The sequence below is a fragment of the Ottowia sp. genome (genome assembly GCF_047975795.1).
Lineage (GTDB): Bacteria > Pseudomonadota > Gammaproteobacteria > Burkholderiales > Burkholderiaceae_C > Ottowia.
The window spans coordinates 45,911-60,930 of the sequence record NZ_JBKEEE010000024.1 but is presented as its reverse complement, the minus strand read 5'-3'; the positions used below and the strand labels follow the sequence as shown (position 1 = coordinate 60,930).

Genomic DNA, 15,020 nt, shown 5'->3' with positions numbered 1-15,020 from the left:
TTGGCACCGTCGGTGCGGGGGTACAGGTCATCGATCAGGCCGCCCAAGTGGTCAAAGTCGATGTGACGGGCGATGAGTTCCAGGGGATCGCCCAGCACATCGATCTTGCGCTTGTGCGCGTAGTCGGCGAATAGGTCAGACTTCAGGGCGCTGCGCCGTTGGTGCATGATGCGGGGATCAGTATTTCAAGGTGGCCCCGTTTGAAGACTGGGGGTTTTTAGAGGTTCCCGGCTGTGGAAGAACTGAGAGCGGCTGCCCAACACCAGTTTGCAGTTCGTTCACATGGCATTCTTGGCACTGATACTCAGGAGATCGCAAACACGCTCTGAGCTGAACATCGCTACTTTTGGCATCCCTCATGTTGATAAACTCAACTCCAACACTTTCCCTCATTTCTGCCCTCGTCCTAGCCGGTGGCCGTGGTAGTCGCATGGGCGGGGCGGACAAGGGCTTGCAAGTGTTTGGCGGGGACACGCTGGCGCAGAACGCACTGGCGCGGCTGCGGGCACAAACGCTGCCGCCCGCTGAGGTGCTGATCAGCGCCAATCGCCATCTGGACATCTATGCCAGATTTGGGGTACGGGTAGTCGGCGATGCCGTACCTGACTTTGCTGGGCCGCTGGCGGGTTTTCTGGCCGGTTTGCAGGCTTGCCAAACACCGCTTTTGCTGACGGTGCCGTGCGACGTGCCACGCTTCCCGCTATCGCTTTGTGAACGATTGGCGAAGGCTATGCAAGCGCAAGAGGTTGATATCGCCATGATCTCAGCTCCAGATGATGATGGCACGGGTACGCTGCGTCCACAGCCAGTGTTTTGCCTGCTGCGGGTGGCGTTGCAAGACAGTCTGAAGCGCTATATGGACAGCGGGCAACGCCAGATTGCTGCCTGGGCTGCGCAGCAGCAGCAAGTGCTTGTGCCTTTCAACACACCGGATGATGATCCACGAGCTTTTGCCAACGCCAACACCTTGTCCGAGCTGCGTGCGCTCGATACGCTCTGATGGGCTGCACCACAATAGGAGACTCACCATGTCCACCACCATTCGCCTGCTGACCGATGCCGATTTGCCCGCCTACAAGGCGTTGCGTGATGCGGGCCTGCAAACCGACCCTGATGCGTTTACCACCGACTTTGACACCGCCAGCGCCTTGCCACCGGCCACCTACGCCACGCGCCTGGGCCAACCACCGCAAGACCACTTCATTCTGGGCGCGTTTGACCCCGCTGGTGCCATGTTGGGTGCCGTAGTGTGCGAGCGCGAAGCACGTTTAAAGAAGCGCCACGAGGCCGCACTGGTGGGCATGATCATTGCCCCCGGTATGCGCGGACGAGGCATTGGCAAGGCGTTGCTGAAAGAGTTTGACGCTCTGGTGCGTCAGTTGCCGGGGCTGGAACAGGTGGTGCTGGGTGTGAACGCCCACAACGCCCATGCCGTCAAGCTGTACGAGGGTGTGGGTTTTGTGCGCTATGGCTTGCAGCCGCGTGCCATCAAACTCGACGGTCGTTACCACGACAAGGCGTTATTGATCAAAATGCTATAACAATAAGAGCTTATAGTGCTTTATACAATTGCGCTAAAGCTCTTTTTGATTACATAAAACCGCGCCATGAAAACCACCGCCCAAATCGCTGCTGAGCTGCGGGAGTACGACCCGAATGCCCTGCCTGTGGATGTGGCGCACGCCTTTTTGCAGCGGCTAGTGGCCCCTGTGATGGGCACAGAACGCTTGCCGCTCACACAAGCGCTGGGCCGAGTGCTGGCCGAAGACGTGATCTCGCCCATCAACGTACCGCCGCACGACAACTCGGCCATGGACGGCTACGCCTTTCATGGTGCTGAATTAAGCGCCGTGGGAGGCGGACAAGCGCTCACGCTGCGCGTAGTCGGCACCGCACTGGCGGGCGCGCGCTGGCAAGGCACGGTGGGCGCTGGCGAGTGTGTGCGTATCATGACCGGTGCCGTCATGCCCGCAGGGCTGGACACCGTGGTACCGCAAGAACTCGTTCAGATCGCCAGCCCACAACTTCAAGACAAGCATGTCACCCTGTTCACTGATGTGGTGCGCTGTGGCGACAACCGCCGTCTGCGTGGCGAAGACCTGCAAGCAGACCACCCTGCTTTGCAACAAGGCCAGCAACTCACACCAGCCGCACTGGGCCTGCTGGCCAGCCTAGGGCTGACCGGTGTGTCCGTGGTGCGACGGCTGCGCGTGGCCCTGTTTTCCACCGGTGACGAAATCTTGCGCCCCGGCGAGCCACCACGCGACGGCGCGGTGTACGACAGCAACCGCACCGCCTTGCATGGCCTGCTCATTCAACTGGGCTGCGACGTGATCGACCTGGGCGTGGTGAAAGATCAACCAGAGCCGTTGCGCGCCGCCTTCCTTCAGGCCGCCCAGCAAGCCGACGCCATCATCACCAGCGGTGGTGTCAGCACCGGCGACGCCGATCACACCCGCACCTTAATGGCACAACTTGGCGACGTGGCCTTCTGGCGACTGGCCATTCGTCCCGGCCGGCCTATGGCGGTGGGGCGCATTCCCAAAACACCGGCAGAAGCACACCGATTTACCGCCGCGTCGCCCGAAGGCGAATCACCCCCTGTGGAAAGCAGCAAACCAGGCGCAAGAAAGATCTCAGGTGCAGTTCTTTTCGGCCTGCCCGGTAACCCAGTCGCTGCCATGGTCAGCTTCATCACCTTGGTGCGCCCTGCTCTGCGGCGCATGATGGGCGCGCGCGCAGAAAGCCCGGTACTGCTGCGCGCCACATGCGAGCAAGCGCTGCGCAAAAAAACCGGCCGCACCGAATACCAGCGCGGTATCGTCACCCAACACACGGACGGTCGCCTGACCGTTCGCACCACCGGCAGTCAGGGATCTGGCGTGCTGTCATCCATGGTGCAGGCCAACGGCCTGATCGTGCTGGGCCACGATCAAGGCCCGGTGGCCAAAGACGATGAAGTGCAGGTGATGCTGCTGAGCAGCACAGCCAATTAAGCCGCCAGCAAAAAAACACAGTGCTCATAAAAAAAGCCTGCTGCACAGTTGAGTTGCAGCAGGCTTTTTGCTTTTATTGGGGTGGCTGATGGGACTCGAACCCACGACGACCAGAATCACAATCTGGGACTCTACCAACTGAGCTACAGCCACCGCAAGCGCGAGATTATAAACGCCTTCGGTCATTGAAATTTCACATTGAAAATCTCACCCCACGCGCATTGCAAGACAAGACAAAGGGCTGCCAGTGGCAGCCCCTGGTAGTTCAAGCGTATGGCCAATTAATCGCTGCTGCTGGTGATGCCCAGGATGGCCAGCAGGCTTTGGAACACGTTGAAAATGTCCAGGTACAGCGCCAGTGTGGCGCTGATGTAGTTGGTTTCGCCGCCGTCCAAAATGCGTTTCAGGTCGTACAGCATGAACAGGCTGAACACTCCGATGGCCAACGTGCTGATGACCAGCATGCCGATGGTGGAGCCTAAAAATACATTGACGATGGCACCAACAAAAATCACCATCGCGCCCACGAACAGCCACTTGCCCATGCCGGACAAATCGCGCTTGATGACGCTGGCCAGGCTGGCCATAACGAAGAACACGCCCGCCGTGCCACCCATGGCGGTCATGACCAGTTGGCCGCCACGCTCCAGGCCCAGCACTGCGCCGATCAGGCGCGACAGCATCAGCCCCATGAAGAAGGTAAACGCCAGCAACACAGGCACGCCTGCGGCCGAATTCTTGGTTTTTTCGATGGCGAACATGAAGCCAAACGCGCCGCCCAAGAACACGACCAACCCCAGGCCGCCGGTCAAACCACGGGTGATGCCGGTGCTGACACCAATCCAGGCTCCCAGCACGGTGGGCAGCAGGCTGAGTGCCAACAGCCAGTAGGTGTTGCGCAGCACTTTGTTGCGCAATTGCAGGGATGCCAGGCCACCTTGATGCGCGGCGTCGGTGTAGTTCATGGCATGCAAGCGATCAGTCATTGGTCGGGTGCTCCTAAAAAGTGAGGTGTAAGGGCCACCACCACGGTGGCTTGTAATGGCACATTCTACGTAGATTGTTCAGATGGAGAAAAATTCCTGTAAATCAATGGCTTGGTATCGTGCTGTTGCATGCGATCGTGAGGCAGTGGCAGCTTAAAAAGGCACTGGGCTGCTCAACGCCAGCGGTTGACCATGCGCGGGATGCGCGAGCCGAAGGGCGCAGGCATGCAGCATCAAGCGAGGTGCATCATCGTCCTGCGGCCCGTACAGCTGGTCGCCCACAATCGGATGGCCAATGGCCTGCAAGTGCGCACGCAACTGGTGCGATCGCCCGGTGACCGGCGCCAGCGCCAGGCGGCTGATTTGTGGTGATCCACCCTCCGCTCCTTCCACACATTTCGTCTCCAGCCGTTGCCAGCGCGTGCGGCTGGGTTTACCCACGACGTGGTCGACCTTGCTGCGTGGGCGGCGCGGCCAGTCAATGATGAGCGGCAAATCAATCTCGCCCCAGCCGTCTGCCGCGACTGGCGCGCTCGGCTGGCCATGCACCAAGGCTTCGTAGCGTTTTTCCACACAACGCTCGGCAAAAGCCGCGGACAGACGGCGCTGCATCTCAGCCCCGCGCGCCAGCAGCATCAGTCCGCTGGTGGCCTGATCCAGCCGGTGCACCACCAGTGCGTCAGGCCAGCGTGCCTGCGCGCGGGCGCTCAGGCAGTCGGCTTTGTCTGCACCCCGGCCAGGCACGGACAACAGGCCCGCAGGCTTGTCAAGGACTAACAGGTAAGCATCTTCATAGATCAACTGCATGGCTGTCGGATGCTGACAACTTTGGTTTTTGGCGCAACCACCATCTGTCCACAACGCTGTTCAAATCAGAATTTCTTGATGACGACGGCTCATGCACCTGCATGAGCAGCAGACAGCACGACGCTCAACTCGTCTGCACCGACATGGCGCGCTGTACCAAAACCGGCCACTTGACGTGCCTCCGTCAGTCTCAGGGTGACAAAGTGGAAATCCAGCAGCCCGGTCATGGGCGCTGCCTCAGGAAAGCGGGCCAGATAAGCAGTGCGGGCACTGCGTGCAAGGGCCGAGTCAGGCTCTGGCGTGCTGGCCCGGCCCATCAGCGTCACGCGGTGAAGATCGTGCACAGCCCCGGTTTCAGGCTCAGGCGCAGTGACCAGCAAAGCCGCGCGTGCATCAGCATTCAAGTTGGTCGTATGAGCCGCCAATGCGCTGAGGTGCAGCACAATGCAGCGCTGAGCGCCATCCACGGCAAACGGCACCATCGATACAAACGGGCCGCCGCTGGCCACATCCAGCGTCGACAGCGCCGCAACTCTGCGCGTGCACAGCAACTCACACAGTGCGTGCCCCAGACGAGGCAGGTGCGTAGAGGGCATGCGAGCGCTCGCCCCCTTCAGCGCACCACAATCTCGACACGGCGGTTTTTCGGCTCGTCCACTTCGTCTTCGGTGGGCACCACCGGTTCGCGCTCGCCACGGCCTACGGCATCTACACGCGACGCGTTGAAGCCGCGCCCAATCACCAGTTCGCGCACGGTCTGTGCACGCCACAGTGACAACGCATCGTTGGCCTCCAGCTTGCCCACGCGGTCGGTGTGGCCAGTGATGATAAGTTCACCCCCGGGCCGCTCGGTGGCGTGTGTGAGGATGCCTGCCAGCTCGCTGGTCGACTCAGGCGTCAACTCCGTCCCGCCGGGCATGAAGTACAGCGTAAAGCGCTCGGCCCCACCTGGCTGAACCGACAGCAAGGTGCCGTAGCGCTTTTGCACGTCCTTGGCATCGAGCTGCTCGATTTCGACATCGCTGCGGCCTACCGCCGCCGACTGGTAAGGCTGCGACAGCACGGTGTCTTTTTGATTGGCGTTGACTTCCACTGCGCCCGTTTTACCGCCTTCTTGTGGCAGCAGCGTCACACGCGCGGCCGGGGCGCAGCCTGCAACGAGCAGGGTGGCAACCAAGCCCGTAGCCAGCAGTTTCATGATGGGTTGGCCTCGACGATGAAGTCAGTACCGCGCACGCCAACCACCGTGGTAGGGGTGGTGACTTTCACATTCTGGGGTTTGACTTTGGCAATCAGGCCGGTGGCCATGCGCAGCGTGCCGCGCATCAGGTTGACCAGTACATTACCGTCTTGCGTGGTGCTGTTGAAGGCAAAGTCTTTCAAATCCACCGAGCTGTCTGGGCCGACTGACAGCACGGTGCCGTCTTTCAGCGTGACGGCGGCCGCACTGTTGGTGCCGGTCAAAATGGTGTCGGAGGTTTTCAGGCCGCCGCCCACCACGGCCGCCATGCGGGTGTTGTTGCGCACCACGGTCACCTCGCCCCGGACGGTTTTGAAGGTGCCTTCACGCGCATCGCCTGGTGTAGGCACCAGGGTTGGTGGTTCTTTGAGCGACGTTTCGGCAACAGGCAGCTCAGCAGCCACGGGCGTTGCCGCAGGGGTTACAGGGGCAGTCGTGCTGTCTGGTACAGCCGTCTGAGCGATGGCCATTTGCGCGCCTAGCAAGGCGATGCAAGACACAGTGCCGACCAGGACACGATGAAAATTCAAGGACATTCAGATTTCTCCGCTGGGGTAACTTGTGTGCAGTGTGGCGTGCAGTGATGATGGTCGAACGACGCACTGGCGTGCGGGTTGGATACTACATCAGGAAATTTGTCACACTATCGACTTAACTCAAATCCTAGCTTTTTAGTTGACTTTTGTGACTGTCTTTTTTCACTCTACCCGCCAATGAGTGCGGGCACTGACAAAAACCATGTGCGCACCACGCTGGTGCTCGCTCCCATGGAGGGCCTGCTCGATCACGGGCTGCGCGACATTCTGACGCGCGTAGGCGGGGTGGATCGCTGCGTTTCAGAGTTCATCCGAATCACCGACCAGTTGTTGCCCGCACGCAGTTTCACCCGCGTAGTGCCTGAGCTGCTGCGCGGCAGCCGCACCCGCTCGGGCGTGCCTGTGCGGCCCCAGTTGCTGGGGGCTGATCCGACCTGCATGGCCGAAAACGCCGCCCGTCTGGCCGAATTGCAGCCTGCCGGAATCGATCTCAACTTTGGCTGCCCGGCCAAAACCGTCAACCGCCACCGGGGCGGTGCCGTGCTGCTGGACGAACCTGATCTGCTGCACCGCATCGTAGCGGCCGTGCGCTGTGCCGTACCGCCTGACGTGCCGGTATCGGCCAAAATGCGGCTGGGCTTTGAAGATCACGCACGCATGCTCGACGGTGCACTGGCCATCGAAGCGGCCGGTGCCAGCGAACTGGCCGTGCATGCCCGCACCAAGGCACACGGCTACCGTCCCCCAGCCTATTGGGAACACATTGCCACGCTGGGCCAGCACGTGCGCCTGCCGCTGATCGCCAACGGCGACATCTGGAGCGTGGCCGACGCCGCGCGCTGCACGCAAGTTACGGGTTGCCGCGCCCTGATGCTGGGCCGCGGCATGGTGCGTCGCCCAGGGCTGGCGAGCGCCATCCGTCAAGCCACACCTGCCCCCCTGATAACGCATCAGAACAGCGTGGATGTGCCAACAGACGCCGCCGTCGCTGCCTGCCCCTGGCCGCTGCTGGTGCCGCTGTTGGCCGACTTTTGGGCCGACGTGTGCCAGCGCGTCGAGCGACGCCACCGCGCCGGTCGCCTGAAGCAATGGCTGAACTACCTGCGCCTGGCCTACCCTGAAGCGCAGCAGGCGTTTGATGCGCTGCGCGCCGTCAACGACCCTGCGGCCATCGGTGTCTGGTTGCTTCAACTTCAGGAGCATCACCCGCAGATGCACCAAGCACCAAAGGCAGAAATTACCGCATAAAATTCAGCGCTCTGAATTTTCACCTTCAAGGAAACTGACTGTGGCCTCCAGCCTGCTCGCCCTGCTTGACGATATTGCCACCGTGCTCGACGACGTGGCCGTGATGACCAAGGTGGCTGCCCGCAAAAGCGCCGCCATGGCCGACGATGTGGCCGTGCTGACCAAGATGTCGGCGCAAAAAACCGCAGGCGTGCTGGGCGATGACCTGGCGCTCAACGCCCAGCAGGTCACGGGCGTGTCGGCCAATCGCGAAATTCCGGTGGTCTGGGCCGTGGCCAAAGGCTCGCTCATCAACAAAGCCATTTTGGTGCCCGCCGCGCTGGCCATCAGCGCTCTGGCCCCCTGGCTGGTCACGCCGCTGCTGATGGTGGGCGGCGCGTTCTTGTGCTTTGAAGGCGCTGAAAAACTGGTGCACAAATTCCTGCACAAGGACGAAGCCGACGCGCACGAGGCTGAGCTGCATGCCGCCCTGGCCGATCCCAGCGTGGATCTGGCGCAGCTTGAAAAAGACAAGATCAAGGGTGCAATCCGCACCGACTTCATCCTCTCGGCCGAAATCATCGCCATCACCCTGGGCACGGTGGCCGGGCAAGACATCTGGACACAAACCGCCGTGCTGGTTGGCATTAGCCTGCTAATGACAGTGGGCGTTTACGGTCTGGTGGGCGGCATCGTCAAGCTGGACGATCTGGGCCTGTGGCTCAGCCAGCGCGCCAGCAGCGCCGCGCAGGCGCTGGGCCGGGGCATTCTGTGGCTGGCTCCCTGGTTGATGAAAGGGCTTTCCGTGGCTGGCACCGCCGCCATGTTTTTGGTCGGTGGCGGCATCATTGTGCACGGCTTTGCCTGGCTGCACCATTTGCTGCAAGGTTGGACGGCAGGTGCTGGCGGTCTGAGCAGCAGCTTGATCGGCATGCTGTTCAACGCCGTGGTGGGCTTGCTGACTGGCGCGGTGGTGGTGGCCGTGGTCAGCGGCTTTCAGCGGCTGCGGGGTGGCTCAAAGGCCGCGCACTGATCCGTACACACTCACCGCGCGGCGTTCAGCGTGGTGCATGGCCTGCGCTCAGCATGCGCTCCACGTAGCGGGCGATCAGGTCGATTTCCAGATTAACCACATCGCCTGCCTTCAACGTGCCCAGCGCTGTGTTTTGCACCGTATGGGGAATCAGGTTGATCTGCACGATGCAACCTTCTGACTCATCTTGCACCGTGTTTACCGTCAAGCTCACGCCGTTGACGGTGATCGAGCCTTTGTAAGCCAGGTATTTGCCCAGCACCTGCGGCGCACGCACGGCAAGCAGCCAGCTTTCGCCCACCGGCTCGAACTGGGTCACCACACCCAGTCCATCCACATGGCCCGAAACGATGTGCCCGCCCAGCCGGTCATTAGCGCGCAGGGCTTTTTCCAGATTGACCTTACCCACGCGATCCAGTCCCGCCGTGCGGGCCAGCGATTCGGCAGAGACATCGACCTGAAACGTCCCGGCAGTCGCATCGCATGCTGTCACCGTCATGCAAGCGCCGTTGATGGCAATGCTGTCGCCCAGGCCCACGTCGGCCAAGTAGTCGGGCACCACCTGTACCTGCACCTGTTTGCCATGCGCGTGGCTACCCCCCAGATCACGCACTTCAGCAATGCTGGCGACAGCGGTAATGATTCCGGTGAACATGATGGCTCCTTGGGTCAAAGAAAAAAGCCCTGCAAACTTTGAATTTGCAGGGCTTTCAGCAATAAAGATGGCGCGGCTGGCAGGATTCGAACCCACTACCCCTTGGTTCGTAGGTAAGTACGATTCGATTTTGATCCACTGCGAGAAGCACCGCACAACGATCCTAAGTATTTGACAAACAAGGGAAATTTGTTATTTCCCCATCCCTTCGTTCATCCCCAAGTCCCGCACTCTACCGCGCAAAATTGTTGGGCACATTTTTGGGCACAAATTAGAATGTGCACCAGCAACCAAGTACACCAACAAAGCCAGCCCGAGGCCACCCATGGAGCGAACGATGACCGATCCTACCTCGACCACCACCGACAACCCCGACGCCTCCAAGGGCGCGACAACAGCCAAGCCCAAGGGCGAGCGCTGGGCACACGTTGAACTCCTGGCCGCCCTCAAGAACCCAGCCATCACCAGAGTGAGCGAAGCCGGGGGACTCTATGGCGTCGTGCGTCGTGGCAAGGACGGAGCCCCGTCCGTGATGTTCCGCTGGCGGTTCCGTCATGACAACAAGCTGGCGGACTTCACGGCGGGTTCCTGGCCGGGTGACAGCCTCAAGGACATCCGCGAAGCCCATGCGTGGGCCATCGATCAGCACAAGGCGGGCAAGAACCCCAGCACTGAGCGCCAGCTATCCAAGGCCCAAGCCGCCCACACCCAAGCCACCCTGGCACGCGCCTACACCGAGGAGACCGTCCGCGCGTTGTCGGAGCGCTGGCAGCAAGCCGAATTGGTGAAGCGTGGCACCAAAGGCCGCAAGGACAACGGCACCGAAGTCATCCGCAGCTTTGAGCGCGACATCTTTCCCACGCTGGGGGATAGACCCCTCGCCAGCATCAAGCGTGCTGAGTGGGCGGAACTGTTCGATCAGGTGAAGGTGCGCTCCCCTCGTATGGCGCTGCGCCTCTTTGCCGATGCCCGCCAGTTCCTTGACTGGTGTTCCCGCCGCGATTACATCGAAGTCAACCCGCTACACAAATTGAAGCGCGATGACATCGCACCAGCGTACAAAGAGCGCGAGCGCGTGCTGTGGGATTCCAAGTCGCCCACACCACACGCCGAACTGTTGGAACTACGGGAAAAGCTGACAAACGCGAGATTGCAGCGCACGACCGAACTCGCGCTATGGATCATGCTGGGCACCGCGTGCCGTGTCGGTGAACTGAGCATCGCACGCTGGGAGCATGTTGACCTCGCCAATCGACGCTGGCATATCCCTGCTCCTAAAAACGGAGTGCCGCACGATGTCTATCTGTCCGACTTCACCCTGAGATACCTCAAGGAGCTTCACAGTCTCACGGGTCATACCTCATGGTGCTTCCCTGCCGACAACAAGCGGGATGCGGACGGTAACCCGACCTCACATGTCTGCGTGAAGAGCATCGGCAAGCAAGTGAAGGATCGCCAGCGTACGGAAGCAATGAAGAACCGCAGCAAGGCGACCGGCGCACTGTGCTTGAGTGGTGGCCCTTGGACACCGCACGACACCCGGCGCACTGCCGCAACGATCATGGGCGCGTGTGGTGTATCGGGGGAGCTTGTCGAAAGGGCGATCAACCACGTTCCGAACAAGCTGGTTCGCACGTACCAGAAAAGCGACCGTTGGCCCGAACTGGTGACCGCGTGGACAAAGTTGGGAGCCGAGCTAGACCGCCTGCTACACGGCACCGAGGCGAAGGTCATCGCCTTCCCGACCAAGGCAGCTTGACCCGCCTTGACGGAAACATGGTGAACCGCGAGAATGCGCGTTCACCTTTGGCAATGGAGTGTTGACCCGATCATCGGGACAAAGGGAATCGGCGCAACGCCGCTTTCTGCACTCTGAGCCGAATCCCATGGTTCAAGCGGAAACGGTTGCACAACACAACCCTTTCTGGAAACACGGCCATGGCTGTCACCATCAAAAAAACCGTCCCCGCTGAAACTCAAGCGGAACCCGTCACCACCTCGCCCGAGGCGAATATCCCGGTTGAAACCACCACACCAGATAAACCACGCAAGCGGAATAATCACTCCCGTGCGCTGGATATTCAGGGAATCGACCTCCAAACCGATCAGCGCCTTTTGATGGGTCACGTGTTGTCATTCATGAAAACGACTGACACCACCCTGGCCCGTTGGATTGACGAAGGCAAGTTCCCCGAACCGGATGGTAAGCAAGGGCGTCGCCCATTCTGGTTCAGTGCGACTATTCGACCGCACGTTCAGCCAAGCGCTTAATCAAAAAAAATCCCCCGGCATTTACCACAATACTGGGGGAAAGTTGCCCTGAGCAGGCATCGATGGAATGAATCGACACCCCGAATTGTCCTGGTGTGGTGACCTCCGATCAATGCCCGAAAACCGTTACCTAAATTGAACGGTGCGTTACCTACACATCGAGACAACCCGAACCCCTGAAAGCGTCAAAAATGGCCGTACACATTCAGAAAAAACCCACCCCCACGGCAATAGCGCATGGTGGTCAAAATGGCACCGTTACCCCATCTCCGAAGGAAGACAAGAAGGAACATCTTCAACAGTCCCCAACAGGTAGTACGGACGTGTGGAACGCGCCGGAAGACGCCTTCCTCATTGGTAACGGCGTTACCTGCCCGGAAAAGATGTCTGAGCAGTGCGACCTGCTATGCAGAACCGATCCCGGTTACCTGACCGACTACTTGGATATGCAGGCCAAGCTGGCCTCTGGAGCCACTGCCAACAGCTTCAAGACTTCAGCACTACCCCACCTGAAGCCTTTGGCAGAGTGGTTCAACAAGCGCAAGCAGCGAGCGGAAGACACTGCCATATGGGGCGAACCATCGCCCGAATTCATGGTGTGGGGTGGCCTTGCTTTGCACCTTGGCCCAAACCCCGATCCGGGCAAACTCTCCATTGACCGCATTGACCCCACCAAGCCCTATGTTTGGGGCAATCTACGGTGGACAGATAGGGCCACCCAGGCAGCAAACCAGCGCCGCAACCGCAAGAACGTATGGAATGACATCGCCATCACCGATGCGCAGTTATCAGGAGAGCTTGCCAAGCTGGGAGTGTTCAATCAACAAGGCCAGCCCCACACCCCCGCATCTATCAAGCAGATGCGCTATCGCATCAAGGCCGCCACCGACAAAGATGACAAGGCCAGATTCCCAACGCCTGAAGCCATCCACGCCGAATTGCTGAAGCGGCTGAAGGTTCCCGCCATCACCCAGAAGTCGGGTGACCCCATCCAAGACGAGCCGCTTATGGACGGCCTTGGTATCGAATGGGATAAGGTGAAGCAGTCCAAACCTTGGCTACCAAATATCCTCCTCCAACTCGATCACACCACCCACTTAGAAAAAAAGCTTCAACGCGAATTGACGTATTGGCGCAAAGTAAACCCTAAGCATGGGGTGGTACTGATAGATCAACTGGAAGCAAATCTAACCGCCGTTCTGGACTTCCAGCGTAGGTTGAAAAACCGCCTTCAGCAACTTCATGAGAAGGCCACCGGCAAGCTTATTGCCGAGATCAACCCGCACGCAACAGGCAAGCCTCCAGTCCCCGAAGGCTTCCACCACAAACCCGCATCACTCGCCCCCGTGGCGGTTCCTGCACCACCTCCAACGTCACCAGCACCACCCGAACCCCCGCCAGTCATAACCGTTGCCGGGGATGCCGAAGTAACCGCCTCGCTATGGTGGTTGGATGGCAAATATCCAACGTATGAGGATGCCCTAGAGGCTTATCACGCTGGGGTACACAAGATAAATGGTTTGTCAAATCATGCACTTGCAATCAATTGCAAGAATATATCAAGATATCATTCGTGATAGATTTCAGCTAAAATAGCACATCATCACCAACGCATGGAGCCCCAATCATGACCCAGGTTCTCACCCTCGACCAATGCCCGGCATCTGTTCAGGCGCACTTCCTCGCCATGCCCGGCTTCCAGCAGGCCATGCGGATCACCAAAAGCACCAGCGTGGAGACTGGCACCCCTTCCCAAGTGGTCAAGACGCTAAAGACCGGCCATCGTGAACCAGCCCGAAAAGCCGCAAATCTGCCCGGATTCGCGGCGATTTTGGCGGGCAGCGTGAACCGCAACGTTGGTGACGCACCCCCAGCCATTCCAGTTGCTCCCGCTCCGACCGTCAAGCCATTCCCGGCCCCGAGAGACACACCGGCCCCGAGCGTGGGCAAGCCCCTTCCCCAAGCGTTCAACCGTCCCAAGGAGCCGCTACGCGCCGAACGTGGCAACGCGGTTGAATTCAAAGACCTTCAGGCCGCGATTGATGCCGCCCTGAGCAAGCAACGCGATGAAGCCAAGGCGGAAGCGTTCAATGCAGGCCGTAGCGCCTTCGCACGCCTTGCACCCACCAAAAAAAGCGAGGTGCAAGGCGGGGGCCTTGGCAGTGCCCATGCACTTCGGAATCTTGGTGGCCGCTTGGCAGCATCCGTGCTGAACAGCACCACCCGCAAGGACGAAACCCGCCTGCCCACAAACACCGGCTTTCGCGCTGTGAGTGGTGCCAGCCTGAAGGCGTGACCTTCAAGGGTTGAACAAACCAGAACGATGCCGAACATGCCAGCGCTTACGCCACGCCAGATTCAAGCCGCAAGCCTGATTGCTGGTGGGCGCTCGCAAAGGCAGGTAGCCAAGGCCATTGGCGTGACGTATCAGACCGTCAACGTGTGGGCACAGCTTCCGGCTTTCCGTGCGGAAGTGCAGGCCATCATCGGGGATGCCCACCAAGCCACGGCAACCATGTTGCAAGGGCAGCGCATGCGGGCATTGGAAGAGCTTGCAACCTTGCTGACGAACGCACCCCCATCAGTCAAGCTACAGGCCATCAGAACGGTTCTAGAGGCTACCAACAGCCTGCCGACACCAGCCGAACCAGCGCCAGCGCCATCACCAGAACAAGCCTCACATGATCGTCTGTGCGAAGCCCTCGAATGGGCGTGTGATGAACTGATTGCCGAAGGCCGCCTACCACCGGAACCGATCCATGCAGCAACACGCCATCATTGAGATACCCCACCCGATAGCATCCATCTTCACGGCCATGGTGCTGGCAGCGAAGGGTTTGCGCAACGAGCATGCAGCGAAGGTACTCTTACTCATGCCACCGGCAGAACTATGGCGCTTGGTGCTGGAAGCCTATGCACAGGACAAGGCCGCGTTTGAAAATCTGCCCATGGGGATGCACGAACGATTGACCACTGAGCAAAGCCAAGCCATCCGCACGGGCTTAGCGCTTGGCACCATGCACCCGATCACCAGCTTGTCACTCAAGGCCGCGTGAACCGTATCGGCCAGAGTGCCCTACCAAATCAATCTGTTGGGCACATTGTTGGGCACAAATTCCAAAAGTGAAAAAGGACTTAGCTCCTTGCGAAGCTAAGTCCTTGTCACATATGGCGCGGCTGGCAGGATTCGAACCCACGACCCCTTGGTTCGTAGCCAAGTACTCTATCCAACTGAGCTACAGCCGCGCGAAGCCGTAAATTGTAGCACG

17 protein-coding genes, 2 tRNA genes and 2 pseudogenes are annotated in these 15,020 nt (G+C 59.8%); 12 read left to right on the top strand and 9 right to left on the bottom strand.

Going from position 1 to position 15,020, the window contains the following annotated elements; genetic code table 11:
* Positions 1–167 (bottom strand): annotated as a pseudogene (locus tag ACK5NW_RS03610) (IS5/IS1182 family transposase); the annotation flags it as partial.
* A 52-nt stretch (positions 168–219) separates the two neighbouring features.
* On the opposite strand from ACK5NW_RS03610, the pseudogene ACK5NW_RS03605 reads away from it, so the two are divergent.
* The 4 genes and pseudogenes from ACK5NW_RS03605 to ACK5NW_RS03590 form a co-directional block, all read left to right on the top strand.
* Positions 220–312: pseudogene (locus tag ACK5NW_RS03605) on the top strand (IS5/IS1182 family transposase); the annotation flags it as partial.
* A 46-nt stretch (positions 313–358) separates the two neighbouring features.
* On the top strand, positions 359–1,000 hold the full coding sequence (gene mobA, locus ACK5NW_RS03600; RefSeq protein WP_416925135.1) for a molybdenum cofactor guanylyltransferase MobA: 642 nt from the start codon (positions 359–361) through the stop codon (positions 998–1,000).
* Between the two features lie 28 nt (positions 1,001–1,028).
* Positions 1,029–1,541, top strand: a complete 513-nt coding sequence (locus ACK5NW_RS03595) for a GNAT family N-acetyltransferase (protein ID WP_416925133.1) — start codon at positions 1,029–1,031, stop codon at positions 1,539–1,541.
* Between the two features lie 66 nt (positions 1,542–1,607).
* A complete protein-coding gene (locus tag ACK5NW_RS03590; RefSeq protein ID WP_416925131.1) occupies positions 1,608–2,996 on the top strand; it encodes a molybdopterin molybdotransferase MoeA in 1,389 nt (462 codons plus the stop codon).
* A 77-nt stretch (positions 2,997–3,073) separates the two neighbouring features.
* On the opposite strand, the gene ACK5NW_RS03585 is transcribed toward ACK5NW_RS03590, so the two are convergent.
* The 6 genes from ACK5NW_RS03585 to ACK5NW_RS03560 all read right to left on the bottom strand — a co-directional run bounded on the left by ACK5NW_RS03585 (position 3,074) and on the right by ACK5NW_RS03560 (position 6,565).
* Positions 3,074–3,149, bottom strand: a tRNA-His gene (locus tag ACK5NW_RS03585).
* 128 nt (positions 3,150–3,277) lie between these two features.
* Positions 3,278–3,961, bottom strand: coding sequence for a Bax inhibitor-1 family protein (locus ACK5NW_RS03580; protein WP_416925137.1), 684 nt, complete (start codon positions 3,959–3,961; stop codon positions 3,278–3,280).
* A gap of 174 nt (positions 3,962–4,135) precedes the next feature.
* A complete protein-coding gene (locus ACK5NW_RS03575; RefSeq protein WP_416925129.1) occupies positions 4,136–4,789 on the bottom strand; it encodes an RluA family pseudouridine synthase in 654 nt (217 codons plus the stop codon).
* Positions 4,790–4,878: 89 nt separating this feature from the next.
* Entirely contained in the window at positions 4,879–5,385 is a 507-nt protein-coding gene (locus ACK5NW_RS03570; RefSeq protein WP_416925127.1) for a pyridoxamine 5'-phosphate oxidase family protein, read from the bottom strand.
* A gap of 17 nt (positions 5,386–5,402) precedes the next feature.
* Entirely contained in the window at positions 5,403–5,987 is a 585-nt protein-coding gene (locus ACK5NW_RS03565; RefSeq protein WP_416925125.1) for an OmpA family protein, read from the bottom strand.
* Positions 5,984–6,565: a FecR domain-containing protein gene (locus ACK5NW_RS03560; RefSeq protein ID WP_416925123.1), complete on the bottom strand. Its 582-nt coding sequence runs from the start codon at positions 6,563–6,565 to the stop codon at positions 5,984–5,986. Before ACK5NW_RS03560 ends, ACK5NW_RS03565 begins: the two co-directional genes overlap by 4 nt.
* A gap of 177 nt (positions 6,566–6,742) precedes the next feature.
* Here ACK5NW_RS03560 and ACK5NW_RS03555 point away from each other — a divergent pair, with 177 nt between their 5' ends.
* On the top strand, positions 6,743–7,813 hold the full coding sequence (locus ACK5NW_RS03555) for a tRNA dihydrouridine synthase (RefSeq protein WP_416925121.1): 1,071 nt from the start codon (positions 6,743–6,745) through the stop codon (positions 7,811–7,813).
* 40 nt (positions 7,814–7,853) lie between these two features.
* On the top strand, positions 7,854–8,825 hold the full coding sequence (locus ACK5NW_RS03550; RefSeq protein ID WP_416925119.1) for a DUF808 domain-containing protein: 972 nt from the start codon (positions 7,854–7,856) through the stop codon (positions 8,823–8,825).
* 25 nt (positions 8,826–8,850) lie between these two features.
* On the opposite strand, the gene ACK5NW_RS03545 is transcribed toward ACK5NW_RS03550, so the two are convergent.
* On the bottom strand, positions 8,851–9,480 hold the full coding sequence (locus ACK5NW_RS03545; protein ID WP_416925117.1) for a riboflavin synthase: 630 nt from the start codon (positions 9,478–9,480) through the stop codon (positions 8,851–8,853).
* 337 nt (positions 9,481–9,817) lie between these two features.
* Between ACK5NW_RS03545 and ACK5NW_RS03540 the strand changes: the two genes are divergently transcribed.
* The 6 genes from ACK5NW_RS03540 to ACK5NW_RS03515 all read left to right on the top strand — a co-directional run bounded on the left by ACK5NW_RS03540 (position 9,818) and on the right by ACK5NW_RS03515 (position 14,807).
* Positions 9,818–11,239, top strand: coding sequence for a tyrosine-type recombinase/integrase (locus ACK5NW_RS03540; protein ID WP_416925115.1), 1,422 nt, complete (start codon positions 9,818–9,820; stop codon positions 11,237–11,239).
* Positions 11,240–11,418: 179 nt separating this feature from the next.
* On the top strand, positions 11,419–11,751 hold the full coding sequence (locus ACK5NW_RS03535) for a hypothetical protein (protein WP_416925113.1): 333 nt from the start codon (positions 11,419–11,421) through the stop codon (positions 11,749–11,751).
* Positions 11,752–11,942: 191 nt separating this feature from the next.
* Positions 11,943–13,328, top strand: a complete 1,386-nt coding sequence (locus ACK5NW_RS03530) for a hypothetical protein (protein ID WP_416925111.1) — start codon at positions 11,943–11,945, stop codon at positions 13,326–13,328.
* 50 nt (positions 13,329–13,378) lie between these two features.
* Positions 13,379–14,047: a hypothetical protein gene (locus ACK5NW_RS03525; protein ID WP_416925109.1), complete on the top strand. Its 669-nt coding sequence runs from the start codon at positions 13,379–13,381 to the stop codon at positions 14,045–14,047.
* Between the two features lie 36 nt (positions 14,048–14,083).
* On the top strand, positions 14,084–14,533 hold the full coding sequence (locus tag ACK5NW_RS03520) for a hypothetical protein (RefSeq protein ID WP_416925107.1): 450 nt from the start codon (positions 14,084–14,086) through the stop codon (positions 14,531–14,533).
* A complete protein-coding gene (locus tag ACK5NW_RS03515) occupies positions 14,511–14,807 on the top strand; it encodes a hypothetical protein (RefSeq protein ID WP_416925105.1) in 297 nt (98 codons plus the stop codon). The genes ACK5NW_RS03520 and ACK5NW_RS03515 overlap by 23 nt, the downstream gene beginning before the upstream one ends.
* 113 nt (positions 14,808–14,920) lie before the next feature.
* Here the strand turns inward: ACK5NW_RS03515 and ACK5NW_RS03510 are convergent.
* Positions 14,921–14,997: transfer RNA gene (locus ACK5NW_RS03510), tRNA-Arg, on the bottom strand.
* Between the last annotated feature and the right edge of the window lie 23 nt (positions 14,998–15,020).